Origin of the sequence: Streptomyces sp. XY006 (assembly GCF_002237655.1) — a bacterium.
Classification (GTDB): domain Bacteria; phylum Actinomycetota; class Actinomycetes; order Streptomycetales; family Streptomycetaceae; genus Streptomyces; species Streptomyces levis.
The window spans coordinates 64,664-83,948 of sequence record NZ_NOKT01000033.1 but is presented as its reverse complement, the minus strand read 5'-3'; the positions used below and the strand labels follow the sequence as shown (position 1 = coordinate 83,948).

The 19,285-nt window shown below is 71.5% G+C and carries 16 protein-coding genes and 1 pseudogene; 12 read left to right on the top strand and 5 right to left on the bottom strand.

Translation table 11 applies throughout. The annotated features are described in order from the left end of the window. Nucleotides 1-36 precede the first annotated feature (36 nt). From CHR28_RS31180 to CHR28_RS31160, 5 genes are all read left to right on the top strand, one after another. On the top strand, nt 37-1,500 hold the full coding sequence (locus CHR28_RS31180) for an aldehyde dehydrogenase family protein (RefSeq protein ID WP_094057072.1): 1,464 nt from the start codon (nt 37-39) through the stop codon (nt 1,498-1,500). A 124-nt stretch (nt 1,501-1,624) separates the two neighbouring features. Then, nucleotides 1,625-2,176, top strand: a complete 552-nt coding sequence (locus CHR28_RS31175; RefSeq protein WP_094057071.1) for a DinB family protein — start codon at nt 1,625-1,627, stop codon at nt 2,174-2,176. Between the two features lie 10 nt (nt 2,177-2,186). After that, nucleotides 2,187-2,828, top strand: coding sequence for a PadR family transcriptional regulator (locus tag CHR28_RS31170; protein WP_094057070.1), 642 nt, complete (start codon nt 2,187-2,189; stop codon nt 2,826-2,828). Nucleotides 2,829-2,893: 65 nt separating this feature from the next. Further along, nucleotides 2,894-3,862, top strand: coding sequence for an ATP-binding cassette domain-containing protein (locus CHR28_RS31165; RefSeq protein ID WP_094057069.1), 969 nt, complete (start codon nt 2,894-2,896; stop codon nt 3,860-3,862). Then, on the top strand, nt 3,859-4,620 hold the full coding sequence (locus tag CHR28_RS31160) for an ABC transporter permease (protein WP_373453403.1): 762 nt from the start codon (nt 3,859-3,861) through the stop codon (nt 4,618-4,620). Before CHR28_RS31165 ends, CHR28_RS31160 begins: the two co-directional genes overlap by 4 nt. A gap of 43 nt (nt 4,621-4,663) precedes the next feature. Here the strand turns inward: CHR28_RS31160 and CHR28_RS31155 are convergent, their stop codons facing one another. Both CHR28_RS31155 and CHR28_RS31150 read right to left on the bottom strand, forming a co-directional pair. Beyond that, entirely contained in the window at nt 4,664-6,070 is a 1,407-nt protein-coding gene (locus CHR28_RS31155) for a glutamate decarboxylase (RefSeq protein ID WP_094057068.1), read from the bottom strand. A gap of 33 nt (nt 6,071-6,103) precedes the next feature. Beyond that, entirely contained in the window at nt 6,104-7,390 is a 1,287-nt protein-coding gene (locus CHR28_RS31150) for an ion channel protein (RefSeq protein WP_094057067.1), read from the bottom strand. A gap of 102 nt (nt 7,391-7,492) precedes the next feature. On the opposite strand from CHR28_RS31150, the gene CHR28_RS31145 reads away from it, so the two are divergent. After that, complete coding sequence (locus tag CHR28_RS31145; RefSeq protein ID WP_094057066.1) at nt 7,493-8,254, top strand: MerR family transcriptional regulator; 762 nt, start codon at nt 7,493-7,495, stop codon at nt 8,252-8,254. Between the two features lie 15 nt (nt 8,255-8,269). On the opposite strand, the pseudogene CHR28_RS31140 reads toward CHR28_RS31145, so the two are convergent. After that, nucleotides 8,270-8,673, bottom strand: a pseudogene (locus CHR28_RS31140) (YbjQ family protein). A 134-nt stretch (nt 8,674-8,807) separates the two neighbouring features. Here CHR28_RS31140 and CHR28_RS31135 point away from each other — a divergent pair. Further along, nucleotides 8,808-9,704: a DedA family protein gene (locus tag CHR28_RS31135; protein WP_094057065.1), complete on the top strand. Its 897-nt coding sequence runs from the start codon at nt 8,808-8,810 to the stop codon at nt 9,702-9,704. Between the two features lie 40 nt (nt 9,705-9,744). Here CHR28_RS31135 and CHR28_RS31130 read toward each other — a convergent pair whose 3' ends face one another. Continuing rightward, a complete protein-coding gene (locus CHR28_RS31130) occupies nt 9,745-11,445 on the bottom strand; it encodes a threonine/serine ThrE exporter family protein (RefSeq protein ID WP_094057064.1) in 1,701 nt (566 codons plus the stop codon). Between the two features lie 122 nt (nt 11,446-11,567). Further along, nucleotides 11,568-12,059 (bottom strand): inorganic diphosphatase, encoded by a 492-nt coding sequence (locus CHR28_RS31125; protein WP_003991985.1) that lies wholly within the window; start codon nt 12,057-12,059, stop codon nt 11,568-11,570. Between the two features lie 79 nt (nt 12,060-12,138). On the opposite strand from CHR28_RS31125, the gene dacB reads away from it, so the two are divergent. The 5 genes from dacB to ftsH all read left to right on the top strand — a co-directional run bounded on the left by dacB (nt 12,139) and on the right by ftsH (nt 19,260). Continuing rightward, nucleotides 12,139-13,725: a D-alanyl-D-alanine carboxypeptidase/D-alanyl-D-alanine endopeptidase gene (dacB, locus tag CHR28_RS31120; RefSeq protein WP_094057063.1), complete on the top strand. Its 1,587-nt coding sequence runs from the start codon at nt 12,139-12,141 to the stop codon at nt 13,723-13,725. 332 nt (nt 13,726-14,057) lie between these two features. After that, the gene (locus CHR28_RS31115; protein ID WP_094057062.1) at nt 14,058-15,185 is read left to right on the top strand and encodes a zinc-dependent metalloprotease; all 1,128 of its coding nucleotides are present in this window, start codon (nt 14,058-14,060) and stop codon (nt 15,183-15,185) included. A gap of 196 nt (nt 15,186-15,381) precedes the next feature. Next, nucleotides 15,382-16,413, top strand: a complete 1,032-nt coding sequence (tilS, locus tag CHR28_RS31110) for a tRNA lysidine(34) synthetase TilS (protein WP_094057061.1) — start codon at nt 15,382-15,384, stop codon at nt 16,411-16,413. A gap of 59 nt (nt 16,414-16,472) precedes the next feature. After that, a complete protein-coding gene (hpt, locus tag CHR28_RS31105) occupies nt 16,473-17,033 on the top strand; it encodes a hypoxanthine phosphoribosyltransferase (protein ID WP_094057060.1) in 561 nt (186 codons plus the stop codon). A gap of 187 nt (nt 17,034-17,220) precedes the next feature. Beyond that, nucleotides 17,221-19,260: an ATP-dependent zinc metalloprotease FtsH gene (ftsH, locus tag CHR28_RS31100; RefSeq protein ID WP_094057059.1), complete on the top strand. Its 2,040-nt coding sequence runs from the start codon at nt 17,221-17,223 to the stop codon at nt 19,258-19,260. Nucleotides 19,261-19,285 lie beyond the last annotated feature (25 nt).

The window sequence follows — 19,285 nt, the reverse complement described above, 5'->3', positions numbered from 1 at the left end:
GCGATCGAGGGTCTGTCAGGGATCGAGGGGTCACACATGTCGTCGTCCTACTTCACCGACCTTGCACGGCAGTACATCGACGGTGAGTGGCGCCCGGGTACCGGTTCCTGGGACATCATCGACTTCAACCCGTACGACGACGAGAAGCTGGCGTCGATCACCATAGCCACGGCCGACGAGGTCGATCAGGCGTACCGGGCGGCGGCCCGCGCCCAGAAGCAGTGGGCCGCGACCAACCCGTACGCCCGCCGAGCGGTCTTCGAGAAGGCCCTGAGCCTCGTCGAGGAGCGCGAGGCGGAGATCTCCGAGGCCATCATCGCCGAGCTCGGCGGCACACGGCTGAAGGCCGCCTTCGAGCTGCACCTCGTCAAGGAGTTCCTGCGCGAGGCGGTCCATCTGGCGCTGGCCCCCGAGGGCCGGATCATCCCCTCCCCGGTGGACGGCAAGGAGAACCGCGTCTACCGCGTGCCCGTCGGGGTCGTGGGCGTGATCAGCCCCTTCAACTTCCCGTTCCTGCTGTCGATCAAGTCGGTCGCCCCGGCGCTCGCCCTCGGCAACGCCGTGGTGCTCAAGCCCCACCAGAACACCCCGATCGTCGGCGGCTCGCTGGTGGCGAAGATCTTCGAGGACGCGGGGCTGCCCGGCGGTCTGCTCAACGTCGTCATCACCGACATCGCGGAGATCGGCGACGCCTTCATCGAGCACCCGGTGCCCAAGGTCATCTCCTTCACCGGCTCCGACCAGGTCGGCCGGCACGTGGCCACCGTCTGCGCCCGCCAGTTCAAGCGGGCCGTGCTCGAACTCGGCGGCAACAGCGCCCTGGTGGTCCTCGACGACGCCGATGTCGACTACGCGGTCAACGCGGCCGTCTTCAGCCGGTACGTCCACCAGGGCCAGGTCTGCATGGCCGCCAACCGCGTCCTGGTCGACCGGTCGGTGGCCGACGAGTTCACCGAGAAGTTCGTCGCCAAGGTGAAGAGTCTCAAGGCGGGGGACCCGCGCGACCCGCAGACCGTGATCGGCCCGGTGATCAACTCCCAGCAGGCCGACGCCGTCGCGGGCGTGGTCGAGCAGGCCCTCGCCGAGGGCGCCACGGCCCTGGTGCGCGGCGGCCGCACGGACAATCTCGTCGAGCCGTCCGTGCTGACCGGCGTCCCCGCCGACTCCGCGCTGCTGCGCCAGGAGGTCTTCGGCCCGGTCGCCTTCCTCGTGCCGTTCGACGGCGAGGAGGAGGCCGTGCGCATCGTCAACGACACTCCGTACGGGCTGAGCGGCGCCGTGCACACCGGGAACATCGAGCGCGGCGTGAACTTCGCCAAGCAGATCGACACGGGCATGTTCCACGTGAACGACGGCACGGTCCACGACGAGCCGATCGTCCCCTTCGGCGGCGAGAAGCACTCCGGCCTCGGCCGGCTCAACGGCGACACGATGCTGGACGCCTTCACGACGACCAAGTGGATCTCGGTGCAGCACGGCCGGAGCGGATTCCCGTTCTGACCCCGTTCTGACCCCGATACGACCTCGTGCGACCCGCCGGGCCCTTGCGGACAGAAGCTGACCGCAAGGGCCCGTAGCTTCGTGGGTGTCAGGCAGCAGCCGCACAGACGAAAGGCGACCGGTCATGGTGACGCACGTGGGACCCGAGGCACCCGGTGACGAGCGCGGAGCGCTTCTGTCCTTCATCGCCGAGCAGCGCGGCGGCATCCGCAGGGCGCTGCTGGGCCTGACGGCTGAGCAGGCGTCGTCCCGGCCGAGTGCCAGCGAGCTGTCCCTGGCCGGGCTGCTCAAGCACGTCGCGGAGGTCGAGCAGGGCTGGATCGCCCGCGCCAAGGGCGAGCCGCCGGCCGTCCACCGGGACGAGTCGAACTGGCACGAGTGCTTCGTGCTGGTCGGCGACGAGACCGTGGAGTCGCAGCTCGCGTACTACGAGAAGGTGGCCGCCGGGACGGAGGCGTTCATCCGCGCCGTGCCCAGCCTCGACGACACCTTCGAGCTGCCCGCGACGTCCTGGAACCCCAAGGACGAGCACCTCTCGATGCGCTGGCTCTGCCTGCACCTGATCCGCGAGACGGCCCGGCACGCCGGTCACGCCGACATCATCCGCGAGTCGCTGGACGGCCGGACGGCCTTCGAGCTGGTGGCCGCGGAACAGCAGGTGGCGGCCGGGTCCTAACCTGGACCGCATGTCAGCGATCCGTCTTCTCGTGCTCGGCGCGGTCCGTATGCACGGTCGCGCCCACGGCTACCAGGTGCGCAACGACCTGGAGTACTGGGGCGCGCACGAGTGGTCCAACGCCAAGCCCGGCTCGATCTACCACGCCCTCAAGCAGATGGCGAAGCAAGGGCTGCTGCACGCGCACGAGATCGCCCCGTCCACGGCCGGCGGCCCGCCGCGCACGGAGTACGAGATCACCCAGCCGGGCACCGAGGAGTACTTCCGGCTGCTGCGGGAGGCGCTGGTCACCTACGACCAGCGCGGGGACGTGAAGACGGCGGCGGTCGGATTCGTGGTCGACCTGCCGCGGGCGGAGGCCGTCGCGCTGCTCAAGGAGCGCACTCTGCGGATCGAGCAGTGGCGGGCCTCCGTCCTGGAGCACTACGTGCCCGAGGAGGGGCCCGAACAGCTCGGCCACATCGGGGAGATCATGAACATGTGGGTCCACACGGCCGACTCGGAGGCCGAGTGGACCCGTGGCCTGATCGAGCGCATCGAGGGCGGCGCCTACACCTTCGCCGACGAGGGCGACCCGTTCGTGGGGATCCTGGCCGAGGGCGAGGAGAACCCGTACGCGACGGGCGAGCCGCATCCCGGGGACGCGCTCTAATCAAATTTGACGAATGACGGAGCTCGGGTTACGTTCGAGCATGTAGTCAAGTTTGACTAGCTTTGATGGGCGAGGGAGGCTCAGTGGCCGACGCGGCGATCACCGTCGAAGGCGCGGAGAAGAGGTACGGCGCCAAGAAGGCGCTGGACGGGCTCGACCTCACGGTCGCGCGCGGCACGGTGCACGGGGTGCTCGGCCCGAACGGCGCGGGCAAGACCACCCTGGTGAGGGTTCTGTCCACGCTGCTGCGGCCCGACGCGGGCCGGATCCGGGTCGCCGGCCACGACGTGGTGCGCGAGGCCTACGCCGTACGGCTGCGCATCGGCCTGCTCGGCCAGCACGCCGCGCTCGACGAGGAGCTCGGCGGCCGGCAGAACCTGGAGCTGTTCGGCCGGCTGCACCACCTGGGCGCGCGGCGGGCACGCGCGCGTGCGGACGAACTCCTGGAGCGCTTCGGCCTGGCCGGCACCGGCCGTAAGGCGGTCCGGCAGTACAGCGGGGGCATGCGGCGCCGCCTGGACCTCGCGGCGTCCCTGATTACCGAGCCCGAGGTGCTCTTCCTCGACGAACCGACCACCGGCCTGGACCCGCGTGGCCGCGCCGAGGTGTGGAACTCCGTCCGCTCGCTGGTCGGCGCGGGCACGACCGTCCTGCTCACCACCCAGTACCTGGAGGAGGCCGACCAGCTCGCCGACCGCATCTCGGTCGTCGACGCCGGCCGGGTCATCGCCGACGGCACGGCGGACGAACTGAAGGCCGCCACCGGCGGCGACCGCATCGACGTGGTCCTGCGCGACGCGGACCGGCTGGACGCGGCCGTCGCCCTGCTGCCCCTCACCGGGATCACCGTGGACGCGGACCGCCGCCTGCTGAGCGCCCCGGTGACCGACCGCATGGAGGCGCTCTCCGCTGTCGTACGGGCCCTTGAACAGGCCGGTATCCAGGCGGAGGACGTGGCGCTGCGCCGCCCGACGCTGGACGAGGTGTTCCTGCACCTGACCGGAGACGACACCCGTATGAAGGAGGCCGCGTGAGCGTGCACGCACTGACCGACTCCTGGACCATGACCCGCCGGGAGCTCGCCCGCTGGCAGCGGCAGCCGGTGCAGCTGGCCGTCGGCCTGGTCTTCCCGGTGATGCTGCTGCTGATGTTCGGCTACCTGGTCGGCGGCGGGCGGGGCGTGGCCGGGGACTACCGCGACTACCTGATCCCGGGGATGCTCGCCCTCACCATGGCCTTCGGCCTGGAGGGCACGATGATCGCCGTCACGCAGGACCTCGACAAGGGCGTCATCGACCGCTTCCGCTCGATGCCCATGGCCAACGGAGCGGTGCTGGTGGGCCGTTCCGCCGCCGACATGCTGCAGTCGGTGCTGACCCTGCTCGTGCTGATCGCCGTGGGCGCCGCGCTCGGCTGGCGTCCCGGCGGCGGCCCGGCCGCCCTCCTGGGAGCCCTGGGCCTGCTGCTGTTGTTCCGCTTCGCGATGCTGTGGATCGGCATCCACCTGGCCCTGGTGGCGGGCAGGCCCGAGCTGGTGCAGGCGGTGCAGATCCTGGTCTGGCCGGTCGGCTTCCTGTCCAACGCCTTCGCCACCCCAGGCTCGATGCCCGGCTGGCTCGGCACGGCCGTGGAGTGGAACCCCCTGTCCCACACCGCCACGGCCGTACGGCACCTGTTCGGCGTGCCCGGCGCGGAGTCCGGGCACGTCGGATGGGCGTTCCTGTGGCCCCTGGCCCTGCTCGCGGTGTTCTTCCCGCTCGCGGTCAGGAGGTTCGCACGGCTGAGCCGCTAGGGCCCTGCCCGCACGGCTGAGCCGGTCAGGACGAGCCGGCTCGCTAGTGGTGGAAGCTGGTGGCCGCGTCCTTGTCGCGGGTGAGCGGACCCGGCTGCTGCCGCAGCTCCGGCAGCAGCCGTTCCAGGTCCTGGGCGAGCAGGTCGGCGAGGTCGGCGGAGAAGCCGTTGCGGCACACCACCCGCAGCACGGACAGGTCCTCGCGGTTGGCCGGGAACGTGTAGGCGGGCACCAGCCAGCCGTGCTCCCGCAGCCGCCGCGAGACGTCGAAGACGTCGTACGACGTCACCTCCGGCGCGGTCGTGAAGGCGAACACCGGCAGCTGGTCGCCCCGGGTCAGCAGCCGGAAGTCGCCGAGCGCCTCGATGCGCCCGGCGAGTCCCGTGGCCACGTCCCTGGCGGCCTGCTGCACGGCCCGGTAGCCGTCCCGGCCCAGCCGCAGGAACGTGTAGTACTGCGCCACGACCTGGGCGCCCGGCCGGGAGAAGTTCAGCGCGAACGTCGGCATGTCGCCGCCCAGGTAGTTCACCCGGAACACCAGCTCCTCGGGCAGCGCGTCCGCGTCCCGCCACAGCGCCCAGCCGACGCCCGGGTACACCAGGCCGTACTTGTGCCCCGAGGTGTTGATGGACGCCACCCTGGGCAGCCGGAAGTCCCACACCAGGTCCTCGTCGAGGAACGGCGCCACCATCGCGCCGGACGCCCCGTCCACGTGCACCGGGATGTCCAGGCCCGTCCGGTCCCGCAGCGCGTCCAGTGCCGCGCACAGCTCGGCGATCGGTTCGTAGGAGCCGTCGAACGTGGAGCCCAGGATGCCGACGACTCCGATGGTGTTCTCGTCGCACAGCTCGACGGCGGCCTGCGGGTCCAGGTGGTAGCGCTCGCCCTCCATGGGCACCAGCCGCGCTTCCACCTCCCAGAAGGTGCAGAACTTCTCCCAGCAGACCTGCACGTTCACGCCCATCACCAGATTGGGCCGGGTCCCGGGGTACCGGTCGGCGTTGCGCTTCGCCCAGCGGCGCTTCAGCGCCATCCCGGCGAGCATGCACGCCTCGCTCGACCCGGTCGTCGAACACCCCACGGCGGCCGCCGGGTCGGGCGCGTGCCACAGGTCGGCGAGCATCGCCACGCAGCGCCGCTCCAGCTCGGCCGTGCGCGGGTACTCGTCCTTGTCGATCATGTTCTTGTCGCGGCACTCCGCCATCAGCACCCCCGCCTCCGGCTCCATCCAGGTGGTGACGAAGGTGGCGAGGTTCAGCCGGGCGTTGCCGTCGAGCATCAGCTCGTCGCGGACCAGCTGGTGGGCGGTGGCCGGGGCCATGGGCTGGTCCGGGAGCCGGTGGGTGGGCGGGGCCTGGGCCATGTCCCCGACCGGGTTGGCGGGGCCGTAGAAGGGGTTGACGGACAGCCGGCGTTCGCCGGAGCGGCGGGGGCCTTCGTCGAACGGCAAGGGAGCCTCCAGGGATGGGATCGGAAGGGGATGTCAGCGGACCGGTGTGCCGTCCTCGCGCAGCTGCATCTGGGGGCGGCCCGTCACGAGCAGCCAGGCGGGCAGCGAGGCGACGCAGAGCAGGGCGATGGTCCCGGGCGAGGCGACCAGGACCGCGGCGACGAACAGGCTGATCCAGCCCTGCCGGGTGATCGCCAGCAGGATCCCGAGCACCGCGGCCGACACACCGACCGAGGGATGCACCCCGGACACCAGGGCGTGGGCGCACAGACCGAGGGCGGTGCCGACGAACACGGCCGGGAAGATGCGCCCGCCCCGGAAGCCGCAGGACGCGGCGACCAGCAGCGCGGCCAGCTTCACCACCGTCAGCAGGGCGTACTCCCCGGCCGACCTGCCGTCCGGGTCGTGCGCCAGCTCGGCGATCTCGTCCAGCCCCTTGAACAGCGTCAGATGGCCGCCCAGGGCCGCCAGCCCGCCCAGCACCAGCCCGCCCGCGGGGAGCATCAGCATCGGGTGCCGCAGGGCGGCGAAGGCCTTGTGGGCGTACGGAAAGGCCCGCACGGCGGCCATGCCGAGCAGCGCGCCCGCCGAGGCGATCACGACCGCCGCCAGCAGGTCCCCCCAGCCCGGCCGGCCGAAGGGTGGCAGGTCCAGATCGAAGCTCGGGTGGTCGATCAGGGTGGCGGTCAGCGCGCCGGCCGCGCCCGCGGTGAGCGGCGCGAAGACGTTGTCCCACAGCAGTCCGCGGATCTCCTGCCGGGCCAGCGCCTCGGAGATCACCAGGGCGGCCGCGACCGGCGTGCCGAACAGGGCGCCGATGGTCGCCGCCTCCGCCAGCGCCGGCCAGATCCGGCCCGGCACCCGGGGCAGGGCCCGCGCCCCCAGCCAGGCGGCCAGGGCGACGTTCACCGTGATGATCGGGTTCTCCGGGCCGAGACTGGGCCCGCCGGCCAGCATCAGCGCGGTCGCCAGCAGCAGCCCCGGCAGCACCACGGGCGGCAGGACCGGGGCGTCCAGGCCGACGGTGGCCGGATCGGGCCCCGCGTGCCCCGGCATCCGCCACACCACCAGGCCGACCGCCACGCCCGTCCCGACGAGCATCACGACCATCCACAGCGCGGAGTACCGGCCGATCCCCAGCGCGTCCGGCAGCGGGCCCCACAGCACGTCCTGGAGCTCCTCGGCCGCGGCGCTCACCCCGACCAGCACGAGGGCCGAGAGCACGCCGACGGCCGCCGCGGGCACGATCGACGGCAGCAGCACGCGCGCGGGGGTCGCGGGGGTGACGGAGGCCGCCCGGTGCCCGGTGTCCTGGACCACGGGCACACCATAAATGGATCAAACGGTACAAACAGGAAACACGCTTGCACCTCACGTGACGTGAGGGCCGACCGTGAAGCACGGAAGGAGAAAGGAGCGGACGTGAGCTACACAGTGGGACAGGTCGCGGGCTTCGCCGGCGTCACGGTGCGCACGCTGCACCACTACGACGAGATCGGCCTGCTCGTGCCCGGCGAGCGCAGCCACGCGGGCCACCGGCGCTACAGCGACGCCGACCTCGACCGGCTGCAGCAGATCCTGTTCTACCGCGAGCTCGGCTTTCCGCTCGACGAGGTCGCCGTCCTGCTCGACGACCCCGCGGCGGACCCGCGCGCGCACCTGCGCCGCCAGCACGACCTGCTGACCGCCCGGATCGAACAGCTGCGCAAGATGGCGGCGGCCGTGGAGCACGCCATGGAGGCACGCAAGATGGGCATCAACCTCACACCCGAGGAGAAGTTCGAGGTCTTCGGGGACAAGGACCCGGAGCAGTACGCCGACGAGGCCGAGGCGCGCTGGGGCGGCACGGAGCACTACGCCGAGTCGCAGCGCCGCGTCGCCCGCTACTCCAAGGAGGACTGGCAGCGGATCCAGGACCGTAACGCCGACTGGGGGCGCCGCTACGCCGCCCTGATGGCCGCCGGCGAACCGCCCACCGGCGAGGCGGCCATGGCCCTCGCGGAGGAGCACCGGCGGCACATCTGCACCTGGTACTACGAGTGCCCCCACGAACTGCACCGCCGCCTCGGCGAGATGTACGTCGCCGACGAGCGTTTCAAGGCGTTCTACGAGTCCCTGCGCCCGGGTCTCGCCGAGCACCTCAACGAGGCGATCGCCGCGAACGCGGCCCGCCACACCTCCTGATCCCGGCCCGGGGGGCTACTCCCGGGCCAGCACCACCGCCGTGCCGTACGCGCACACCTCGGTGCCCACGTCCGCCGCCTCCGTCACGTCGAAGCGGAACGCCAGCACGCCGTTGGCACCCCGCGCGCGTGCCTGCTCGACGAGGCGTTCCATGGCCTGGTTGCGGGTCTGCACGACCGTCTTGGTGAGCCCGCGCAGCTCGCCGCCGACCATGGACTTCAGCCCGGCGCCGATCTGGCTTCCCAGGTGCCGGTTGGGGCCTCCCCTGCTCGAGCGAAGCCGAGAGCTTGGGGAAGCACGGTCAGGCCGAAGACCTCGCCGAGCACCTCCTGCACGTAGTAGCCGGGTACGTCGTTCGTGGTGACGACGAGGACGTCGGGCTGGGGGCCCTGTCCGCCGCCGTATTCATCGATGCCCATGCCCACAGCTTTGCCCGGGACGGGCCACGGTGCATCCTGATATCCCCCATGGAACCTGGGCCCCCACGGCTGCGTTGATACTTTGAGGCAGTCAGCCCCAGCCCGTACCCCACAGCAGCAGGAGCCACATCCCCGTGACCACGCTTGCGCTCGGCCCCGAGTGGCTCAGCCCGGACTATCTGATCTCGACGTTCAGCCTGCCCGGCATCCTGCTCATCGTGTTCGCCGAGTCCGGACTCTTCGCGTTCCTGCCCGGCGACTCCCTGCTGTTCACGGCAGGCCTCTTCGTCGCCGAGGGCACGTACATCACCCAGCCGCTGTGGCTGGTCTGCACGCTGATCGTGCTCGCCGCCGTCATCGGCGACCAAGTGGGCTACATGATCGGCAAGTTCCTGGGCCCGAAGCTGTTCAACCGTCCCAACTCCAAGCTGTTCAAGCAGGAGAACCTGGACAAGGCCCACGAGTTCATGGAGAAGTACGGGCCGAAGGCGATCGTCCTGGCCCGCTTCGTCCCCATCGTGCGCACGTTCGCGCCCATCGTGGCCGGCGCCGGCCGCATGAAGTACCGCACGTTCCTCACGTACAACGTCATCGGCGGCATCGCCTGGGGCACCGGCGTCACCCTCGCGGGGTACTGGCTGGGCCAGATCGACGTCATCAAGAAGAACGTCGAGCCGATCCTCGTCCTGATCGTCCTGCTCTCCGTCGTCCCGATCATCATCGAGTACCTCCGGGACCGCTCGAAGAAGAAGCGCGAGGCGGCGCAGGCCCCGGCGGCCACGCAGCCCCACCCCCCGGTCATGGACGACGCGACGACGCAGCTCCGCCGCATCACCCCCGACGACCGGCCCGGCCGGCAGCCGCACCAGCAGCAGAACGGCTACCACGGCCACCGGCCCGACGACCGCCGGCCCGACGACCGGCAGTACAGCGACCAGCAGTACTACGACCAGTACCCCCAGGCCCCCGGCTACGGCCAGCAGCAGCAGCCGTACGGCACCCAGCAGGGCCCGTACCACAACGGGTACTGAACCCACCGAGAGCCGACCCTGTCCGGGCCGCGGAGCCGCGCTAGAACCCGCGCGTGCGCTTCGCGGCCCGCCGCTTCTCCGCCGAACCGATCCGCAGGAACAGCCGCGAGATCTCGGACCCCAGATTCACCCCGATGGCGATGGCCATGGCGAGCGCCACCGCCTTGGAGAGGGACACCAGCCCCTCGTCGATCTCGTTCTGCGCTATGGCTAGCAGTCCGAAGTACGTCGCGGAACCCGGCAGCAGGGGCCCGATCGCCGCGGTCGTGTAGGGCAGCGCGGAGGCGAACTGGTACCGGGACAGCAACTGCCCGAACAGCCCCACCAGCCCCGCGGCCGCCGCCGTGGACGCCACCGGCGAGATGCCGCCCGCGTAGTGCATCGCGCCGTACACGACCCACGCGACGCCCCCGTTCAGCGTCACCCACACCACAGTGGAACGTTCCTGCTGGAGCAGGACCGCGAACGCCAGCGACAGCAGCATCGACGCGCCGATCAGCAGCACCGGCTGATCGGACACCCCGAGCGCCGCGTCCGGGTTCAGCCGCGCCCCCAGCTGCACACCGAAGTACAGCACCGTCAGCACACCCGCGACGATGCCGACGAAGAAGTACAGGACCTCCAGCAGGCGCGCGGAGGCGGTGATGTAGAAGCCGGTCAGCCCGTCCTGCACGCCGGCCACCAGCGCCCGCCCCGGCAGCAGCGCGAACAGCCCACCGGTGATGACCGCGGAGGCCTTCACATCGACGTGGCCGAGCGTCAGCGCGACCCCGATCGCGGCCGGCGGCATCGCGGCGACCGTGAACTGGTAGAACTCCGGCAGCCCCCGCCCCGCGCACAGCCACGCCAGCCGGTCGCCCAGCATCGCGCCCAGCGCCGCCGCCACGAACACGATCAGATCGCCGCCGACCAGCACCGAGGCCGCACCCGCCAGCAGCCCGCTGGCCCCGGTCAGCGCCCAGCCGGGATAGGGGTGCCGGTTGCGGCGGATCTCGGCGAGGCGCCGGTAGGCCTCCTCCAGGGAGACCGCCGTCTCGTCGTCGCTGAGGTCGTCCACCAGCTGGTACACGGCCGCCAGCCGCGTGTAGTCGGTGCCCCGGCGCCGCACGGTCCGCGACGCCGTGACCGGGTCGTCCACGAGCGAGGGCTGGTACGAGATCGCCAGCAGCGTGAAGGTGACGTTCGGCTCGCAGCGGTCCAGTCCGTACGAACGGCAGACGGCGAACATCGCCGCCTCCACGTCCTCGGCCCCCTCGCCGCCGGCCAGCAGCAGCTCGCCGATACGCAGCGTCAGGTCGAGCACGCGCGGCACCGCGGGCCCGCTGTCGTCGTCGCCGCCGCGGTGCGCGGTCTCCGGGGCCGGGCGCTCCGCCACCGGCATGCGCAGCATCGTGCGCATCCGGTCCTGCCAGGGCACGTCCTTGGTCAGACTGACCTTCGGGATCCCGTTCGGCGGGGTGAAGGCCGTCGGGGCCTGCCGCGCGCTGTAGGTGCTCGGCGGGGTGAACGCCGACCCCTCCGCCTCGGCGCCCGGCGCGTGCGGGACGTCCAGCCCCCGGGGAACGGCGAACTCGGACGTGGTCTCGGACTCCGGGCCGACCGCCCGGGGAACCGCCAGTCCTTCGGGGATCGCGAACTCCGACGTGGTCGACATGTCCCCGTCGACGGCGGCCCCGGACGGAGGTGCGAAGGCACTCCTCGCCTCGTCCGACCTGGGCTTGCGGTCCTCCGCGTCCGTCACTGCCTGGCGCTCCCTGTACGACACGTCAGCCTCGTACCCCCCACAGCCTCAGTATGCGCACAGGCGGACGAACGGGCCGCACGCGACGCAGGCGTGCGGCCCGTGGGCCTCGGGGCGAGGGGTCAGTGACCGCCCTGCTCCTTGAAGCGCTTGTAGGAACGCTCGATCTCGGCCTCGGCGTCCGTGCGGCCCACCCAGTTGGCGCCCTCGACCGACTTGCCGGGCTCCAGGTCCTTGTAGACCTCGAAGAAGTGCTGGATCTCCAGGCGGTCGAACTCGGACACGTGGTGGATGTCCCGCAGGTGCTCCACCCGCGGGTCGTGCGCGGGCACGCACAGCAGCTTGTCGTCGCCACCGGCCTCGTCCGTCATCCGGAACATGCCGATCGCCCGGCACTGGATGAGGCAGCCCGGGAAGGTCGGCTCGTCCAGGATGACCAGGGCGTCCAGCGGGTCGCCGTCCTCGCCGAGGGTGTTCTCGACGAAGCCGTAGTCGGCCGGGTAGCTGGTCGAGGTGAAGAGGCGACGGTCCAGGCGGATCCGACCGGTCTCGTGGTCCACCTCGTACTTGTTGCGCGAACCCTTCGGAATCTCGATCGTGACGTCGAACTCCACCGGTGGCTCCTCCATGATCAACACATAGTTCTGGTGGTTAAGTGTCCCTCACGCAGGTGTGTGATCGCGAAAGGGGCTGGTGGTCGTGCCAGAGCTGAGGCCTTGGCGGGCCGCGAGACCGCACGTGGTGCGGCTCGCGGATGCCGTGCGACCGCGCCTGGCCCGGGCCGCGGCGGCCGCGAAACCGCGGGTCACACGGCTCACGGGAGCCGGGGAACCGCAGGTCGCGCGGGTCACGCGGCCGAAGACCTGGCAGTACACCGCGGGCGCCGCCACCGCCGGTCTGGCACTGGCCGCCGGGGTGGTGACCGCCGCCGGCCCCTGGGACTCCTCGGGTCAGCGTACGGCCGAGCGGGACCGGGCCGTGGCCCTGGGACACGCGGGTGGCACAGATCACGGCGGGGCCCCCGGCACGCCCGCCCGGCCCCGGCCCGCTCCCAGCGCCGGGCCCGTCCTGACCGGCCTCGGCGGCGTCAGCACCGTGAAGTCCGCCCCGGACGGCAAGGCCCTCACCAAGGCCCTCGAACCCCTGCTCAAGGACCCCGCGCTCGGCCCCCGGCCCGCGGCGTCCGTCATCGACGTCACCACCGGCAGGCGCCTGTACGGCGCGCGCTCCGACGCCGCGTTCACCCCCGCCTCGACCACGAAGATCGCCACGGCCGTCGCCGCGCTGTCCGCCATGGGCGCCGACCACCGCCTCACCACACGCGCCGCGCTGGAACCCGACACGAAGGAAGTAGTCCTCGTCGGCGGCGGTGACCCCACCCTCACGGCGCGCGAGAAGGCCGACGGGGCGGCCAGCCTGCGCACCCTGGCCGCCGAGACGGCCGCCGCCCTCGCCGAGCGGGGCGTGCGCGAGGTGACCCTGTCCTACGACACGACCCGCTACGCCGGCTCCCCGAAGCACCCGATCGGGGACAACCCCAACCTCGCCCTGGTCAGCCCCCTGATGGCCGACGAGGGCCGCACCGACGACTCCACCAGCGGCCCGGTCACCCGGGTGAAGGACCCGGCGGAGGACGCGGCCCGGCAGTTCCGGGACCTGCTGGCCTCCCAGGGCATCAAGACCACCGCCCCGGGCCCGTCCAAGGCCACGACCCGTGCCGAGACCCTCGCGGTGGTCTCCTCGCCCCCGCTGTCGGCCCTCGTCGAGCGCATGCTGACCCACAGCGACAACGACATCGCCGAGGCCCTCGCCCGCCAGACCGCGATCGCCACCGGCGAACGGGCCGACTTCGCGGGCGCGGGCCGGGCCATCGCCGCCTGGCTGCGCGCGCTGGGCCTGCCGCTCAAGGGCGCCGCCTTCAAGGACGGCAGCGGCCTCGACCGCGCCGACCGCCTGACGCCGGGGCTCCTCACCGCCCTGCTGGCGAAGGCCGCCGACCCGTCCCACCCCGCGCTGCGCCCGGCCCTCACCGGCCTGCCCGTCGCGGGCTTCACCGGCACGCTGAGCTCCCGTTACACGGACGGAGCATCCGGCGTGATCCGCGCCAAGACCGGCACCCTCACCGGCGTCCACACGCTCGCGGGCACCCTGGTCGACCACGACGGCCGCCTGCTGGCGTTCGCCTTCATGGCCACGGACACCGACCCCCTCGCCCCGGCGGCGACCCAGAAGGCGCTGGACAGAATCGCCACGACACTGGCGGCCTGCGGATGCAGATGACGCCCCGCCCGTGCCGGCGCCCCGCACGTGAGGCACCCGGCCCCGCCCGTGCCGGCGCCCCGCACGTGAGGCACCCGGCCCCGCCCGGCCGGCGTCCGGCACGTGAGGCACCCTGCCCGGCCGGCGTCCCGCACCTGAGGCGAGCGGCTCCGCCCGGCTGGGTCGGTGTATCGCACGTGAGGCGCCCGGCCCGCTCGGCCCGGGCGGTGCCCTGTACCTCTGGCGCTCGGCCCGCCCGGCCGGGCCGGTGCGCCGCGCCTGAGAGCGTGCCCCGGTGGTGCCCGTCCCTCGCCGCTCTGCCCGAGCGGCGAGCGCTCACGTACGGTTGACGCATGACGAGCATCGGTGGTGCTTCAACCGGCATGGTCGACTGGAATCTCGCGGTGGCGACCGCGACCCGGCTCGTGCGTCCGGGCCCCGAGGTCAGCCGCGACGAGGCGAGGGCCGTCGTCGCGGAACTGCGCCGGCACGCGAAGGCCTCGGAGGAACACGTGCGCGGGTTCACGCGGCTCGGCACCGAGGAGGGCCACGACACCCCGGTCCTCGTCGTGGACCGCCCGGGCTGGATCCGCGCGAACGTCGCCGGCTTCCGGGAGATCCTCAGGCCCCTGCTCGACAAGATGCAGGAACGGCGCGGCAGCAGCGCCGGCGGCGCGGTGATGAGCGCGGTCGGCGGCAAGGTCACCGGCGTCGAACTCGGCATGCTGCTGTCCTTCCTGGCCTCCCGCGTCCTCGGCCAGTACGAGACCTTCGCCCCGGCCACCCGCGAACTGCCCGCCGGGCAGAACGGCGGCGGCCGGCTGCTCCTGGTCGCCCCCAACATCGTCCACGTCGAGCGCGAACTCGACGTCGACCCGCACGACTTCCGCCTCTGGGTGTGCCTGCACGAGGAGACGCACCGCACGCAGTTCACCGCCGTGCCCTGGCTGCGGGACCACCTGGAGGGTGAAATCCAGTCGTTCCTGGGGGAGACCGACGTCGACCCCATGACGGTCCTCGAGCGCATCCGCGAAGCCGCCCAGAGCCTGGCCGGGGGCCGCCCCGAGGCCGAGGAGGACGACGGCGGCCGGTCCCTCGTCGAGATCGTCCAGACCCCCGCCCAGCGCGAGATCCTCGGCCGGCTCACGGCCGTGATGTCCCTGCTGGAGGGCCACGCCGACTTCGTGATGGACGGTGTCGGCCCGTCCGTCGTGCCGTCCGTCGGCGAGATCCGCGAGAAGTTCCAGCAGCGCCGCGCCAAGGGCGCCTCCCGCCTGGACCTGGCCCTGCGCAAGCTCCTCGGCCTGGACGCCAAGCTCCGCCAGTACCGCGACGGCGAGCGCTTCGTCCGGGCCGTCGTGGACGAGGTCGGCATGGACGGCTTCAACCGCGTGTGGACCTCCCCGAACACCCTCCCCACCAAGGCGGAGATCGCCAAACCGGCGGACTGGGTCGCGCGGGTGCATCGCAGGGCCGAGTAGTGAACATCGCGGGGAGGTCGTGAAAGGAATCCGGTCGACGGCAGGCGAACGCCCCTCCAATCACCCGTCCGAGGGACCGTGAGCCAGGGGTAGGCGTGCAATGCTCGGGGAACGGCCCGGTTCTGTCACCATCTACACACTCTGCGTGACCGACACGCGGGCCCACCCCCCGAAAACTTCATGAAGGGAACCGGACATGGGTCCCCATCCTGCGGTCGCGGCGATACGCCTGGCGGTACGCCGCGTCCTCCACGACCTCCTCACCGAACACCACCGCGCCCCCGCCGCGGTCCCGCACGCCCTCTCCCACGAGTCCCCGCCGCTCGTGCTCGTGGCGTGCTCCGGCGGCGCCGACTCCATGGCGCTGGCCTCCGCCCTCGCCTTCGAGTCCCCCAAGCTCGGCATCAGAGCCGGTGGCGTGACCGTCGACCACGGTCTCCAGCCCGGCTCCGACCTGCGCGCCGCGGAGGTCGTCCAGCGCCTGCGTGAACTCGGCCTCGACCCCGTCGACTCCGTCGCCGTCAGCGTCGGCCGCGCCGGCGGACCCGAAGCCGCCGCCCGCGACGCCCGCTACGCCGCACTCGACACCGTGGCCGAGCGCCACGGCGCCGCCGCCGTCCTGCTCGGACACACCCGCGACGACCAGGCCGAGACCGTCCTCCTCGGCCTCGCCCGGGGCTCCGGCATCCGCTCCCTGTCCGGAATGGCCGCGGTCTCGGGGGCCGGCGGCCGTTACCGCCGCCCCTTCCTGGAACTCGACCGGCAGACCGCCCGCAAGGCCTGCATGGTCCAGTCCCTGCCCGTCTGGGACGACCCCCACAACGCCGACCCGGCCTACACCCGCTCCCGGCTGCGCCACGAGGGCCTGCCCGCCCTGGAGAAGGCCCTCGGCAAGGGCGTCGTCGAGGCCCTCGCCCGGACGGCCCAGCTCTCCCGCGACGACGCCGACGCCCTGGACTCCTGGGCCGCCCAGGCCGAGACCACCGTCCGTGACGCCGCCGGACTGCTGGAGTGCGCCAAGCTCTACGCCCTGCCCCCCGCCGTACGCCGCCGCGTCCTGCGCCGCGCCGCCATCGCGGCCGGTGCGCCCGCCGGTTCGCTGTTCGCCCGCCACATCGAGGAAGTCGACCGGCTGATCACCGGCTGGCGCGGTCAGGGAGCCATCAACCTCCCCGGCAAGGTCGTGGCGCAGCGGCAGGGTGGCAGACTGGTGATTCGGCAAGGCTGAATCCGACCCCTCCGACCAGTCGGAGCAGGGGCGACCGGCCGGTGGGACGACCGAAAGTGATGCGGGTGGACGCGAAAGACATGGGTGCCGACCTCCAGCAGGTGCTCATCACCAAGGAAGAGATCGACGCCAAGCTGGCAGAGCTGGCGGCGAAGATCGACGCGGAGTACGCGGGCAAGGACCTGTTGATCGTCGGTGTCCTCAAGGGCGCGGTGATGGTCATGGCCGACCTCGCGCGGGCGCTGTCCACCCCCGTCACCATGGACTGGATGGCCGTATCCTCGTACGGGGCGGGCACCCAGTCCTCCGGTGTGGTGCGGATCCTCAAGGACCTCGACACCGACATCAAGGGCAAGCACGTCCTCATCGTCGAGGACATCATCGACTCCGGCCTGACCCTGTCGTGGCTGCTCTCCAACCTCGGCTCGCGCGAGCCCGCCTCCCTGAAGGTGTGCACGCTGCTGCGCAAGCCCGAGGCCGCGAAGGTCGCCATCGACGTGGAATGGGTCGGCTTCGACATCCCCAACGAGTTCGTCGTCGGCTACGGCCTGGACTACGCCGAGAAGTACCGCAACCTCCCGTTCGTCGGTACGCTCGCGCCCCACGTCTACGGCGGCTGAACCCCGTCCCGGGGTGCCGTGGCGGTGATCGGGAACCCCAGCGGGCTTCCCGCCGTTGGAGCAGGCGTGGACGGATCGCCAGCCGCACCGCGCAGCTTCAGGTGACAATGCTGGGGTACCGTCCGAAGAACAGTCTTTTATCAAACTCACTATGGCAGGAGGGACGGGGCGGCACCGCTCCGTGTGGATGGACGTGAAGCGATACTTCCGTGGGCCGGTCATGTGGATCGTGCTGGCCGTCCTTGCCGTGGTCGTGTTGATGCAGGTCGTCGGCTCGTCCGGCGGCTACAAGACGGTGGACACCGGCCAGGTCGTCCAGGCGATCAACCAGAACAAGGTGGAGTCGGCCAAGCTCACCACCGGTGACGAGCAGATCATCAAGGTCACGCTCAAGGGCGACGAAAAGGTCGAGGGCAGCTCGAAGATCCAGGCGAGCTACATCGGCGACCAGGGTGTGGCCATTGCCAACACGCTGCAGAACAAGTACCAGGACAAGCAGATCCCGGACGGCTACACGGTCTCGCCGTCCAAGCAGAACCCGTTCGTCGGGATCCTGCTCTCGCTGCTCCCCTTCGTCCTGATCGTGGTCGTGTTCCTGTTCCTGATGAACCAGATGCAGGGCGGCGGCTCCCGCGTCATGAACTTCGGGAAGTCCAAGGCCAAGCTCATCACCAAGGACACCCCCAAGACGACGTTCGCCGACGTCGCCGGGTCCGACGAGGCCGTCGAGGAGCTCCACGAGATCAAGGAGTTCCTCCAGGAGCCGGCCAAGTTCCAGGCCGTCGGCGCCAAGATCCCCAAGGGCGTGCTGCTCTACGGCCCGCCCGGAACCGGCAAGACCCTGCTCGCGCGTGCCGTCGCGGGCGAGGCGGGCGTGCCGTTCTACTCGATCTCCGGTTCCGACTTCGTCGAGATGTTCGTCGGTGTCGGTGCCTCCCGGGTCCGTGACCTGTTCGAGCAGGCCAAGGCGAACGCCCCGGCGATCGTCTTCGTCGACGAGATCGACGCGGTCGGCCGTCATCGCGGCGCCGGCCTCGGCGGTGGTCACGACGAGCGCGAGCAGACGCTGAACCAGCTGCTCGTCGAGATGGACGGCTTCGACGTCAAGGGCGGCGTGATCCTCATCGCCGCGACGAACCGGCCCGACATCCTCGACCCGGCCCTCCTGCGCCCCGGCCGCTTCGACCGGCAGATCGCCGTCGACCGCCCGGACATGCAGGGCCGTCTGGAGATCCTCAAGGTCCACCAGAAGGGCAAGCCGGTCGCCCCGGACGTCGACCTGTCGGCCGTCGCCCGCCGTACGCCCGGCATGACCGGTGCCGATCTGGCCAACGTGCTGAACGAGGCCGCCCTGCTGACGGCCCGCAGCGACCAGAAGCTGATCGACAACCACATGCTGGACGAGGCGATCGACCGTGTGGTCGCGGGCCCGCAGAAGCGGACCCGGATCATGTCGGACAAGGAGAAGAAGATCACCGCGTACCACGAGGGCGGACACGCCCTGGTCGCGGCGGCCTCACCGAACTCCGACCCGGTCCACAAGATCACGATCCTGTCGCGAGGCCGTGCCCTCGGCTACACGATGGTCCTGCCGGACGAGGACAAGTACTCGACCACGCGCAACGAGATGCTCGACCAGCTCGCCTACATGCTGGGCGGCCGCGCGGCCGAGGAGCTCGTCTTCCACGACCCGACCACCGGTGCCGCGAACGACATCGAGAAGGCCACGGGTCTGGCCCGCGCGATGGTCACGCAGTACGGCATGACCGAGCGTCTCGGCGCGATCAAGTTCGGCGGGGACAACACCGAGCCGTTCCTGGGACGTGAGATGTCTCACCAGCGGGACTACTCGGAAGAGGTCGCCGCGCTGGTCGACGAAGAGGTCAAGAAGCTCATCGAGACCGCGCACAACGAGGCCTGGGAGATCCTGGTCGAGAACCGCGACGTCCTCGACAACCTCGTGCTGCAGCTGCTGGAGAAGGAGACGCTGGGCAAGGAGGAGATCGCCGAGATCTTCGCCCCGATCGTCAAGCGCCCGCCCCGGCCCGCCTGGACCGGCTCCTCCCGCCGTACGCCGTCGACCCGTCCGCCGGTCCTCTCCCCCAAGGAGCTGGCCCTGACGAACGGGGCGAACGGCTCGACGCCGGCCATCAGCACCGCCAAGAGCACCGCGACGGAGCCGGCCCCGGCGCCCGAGCGGACCGCGGAGGACCGCCCCGAGAGCTGACCGAGCTCTCCCGACGGCCCCACCC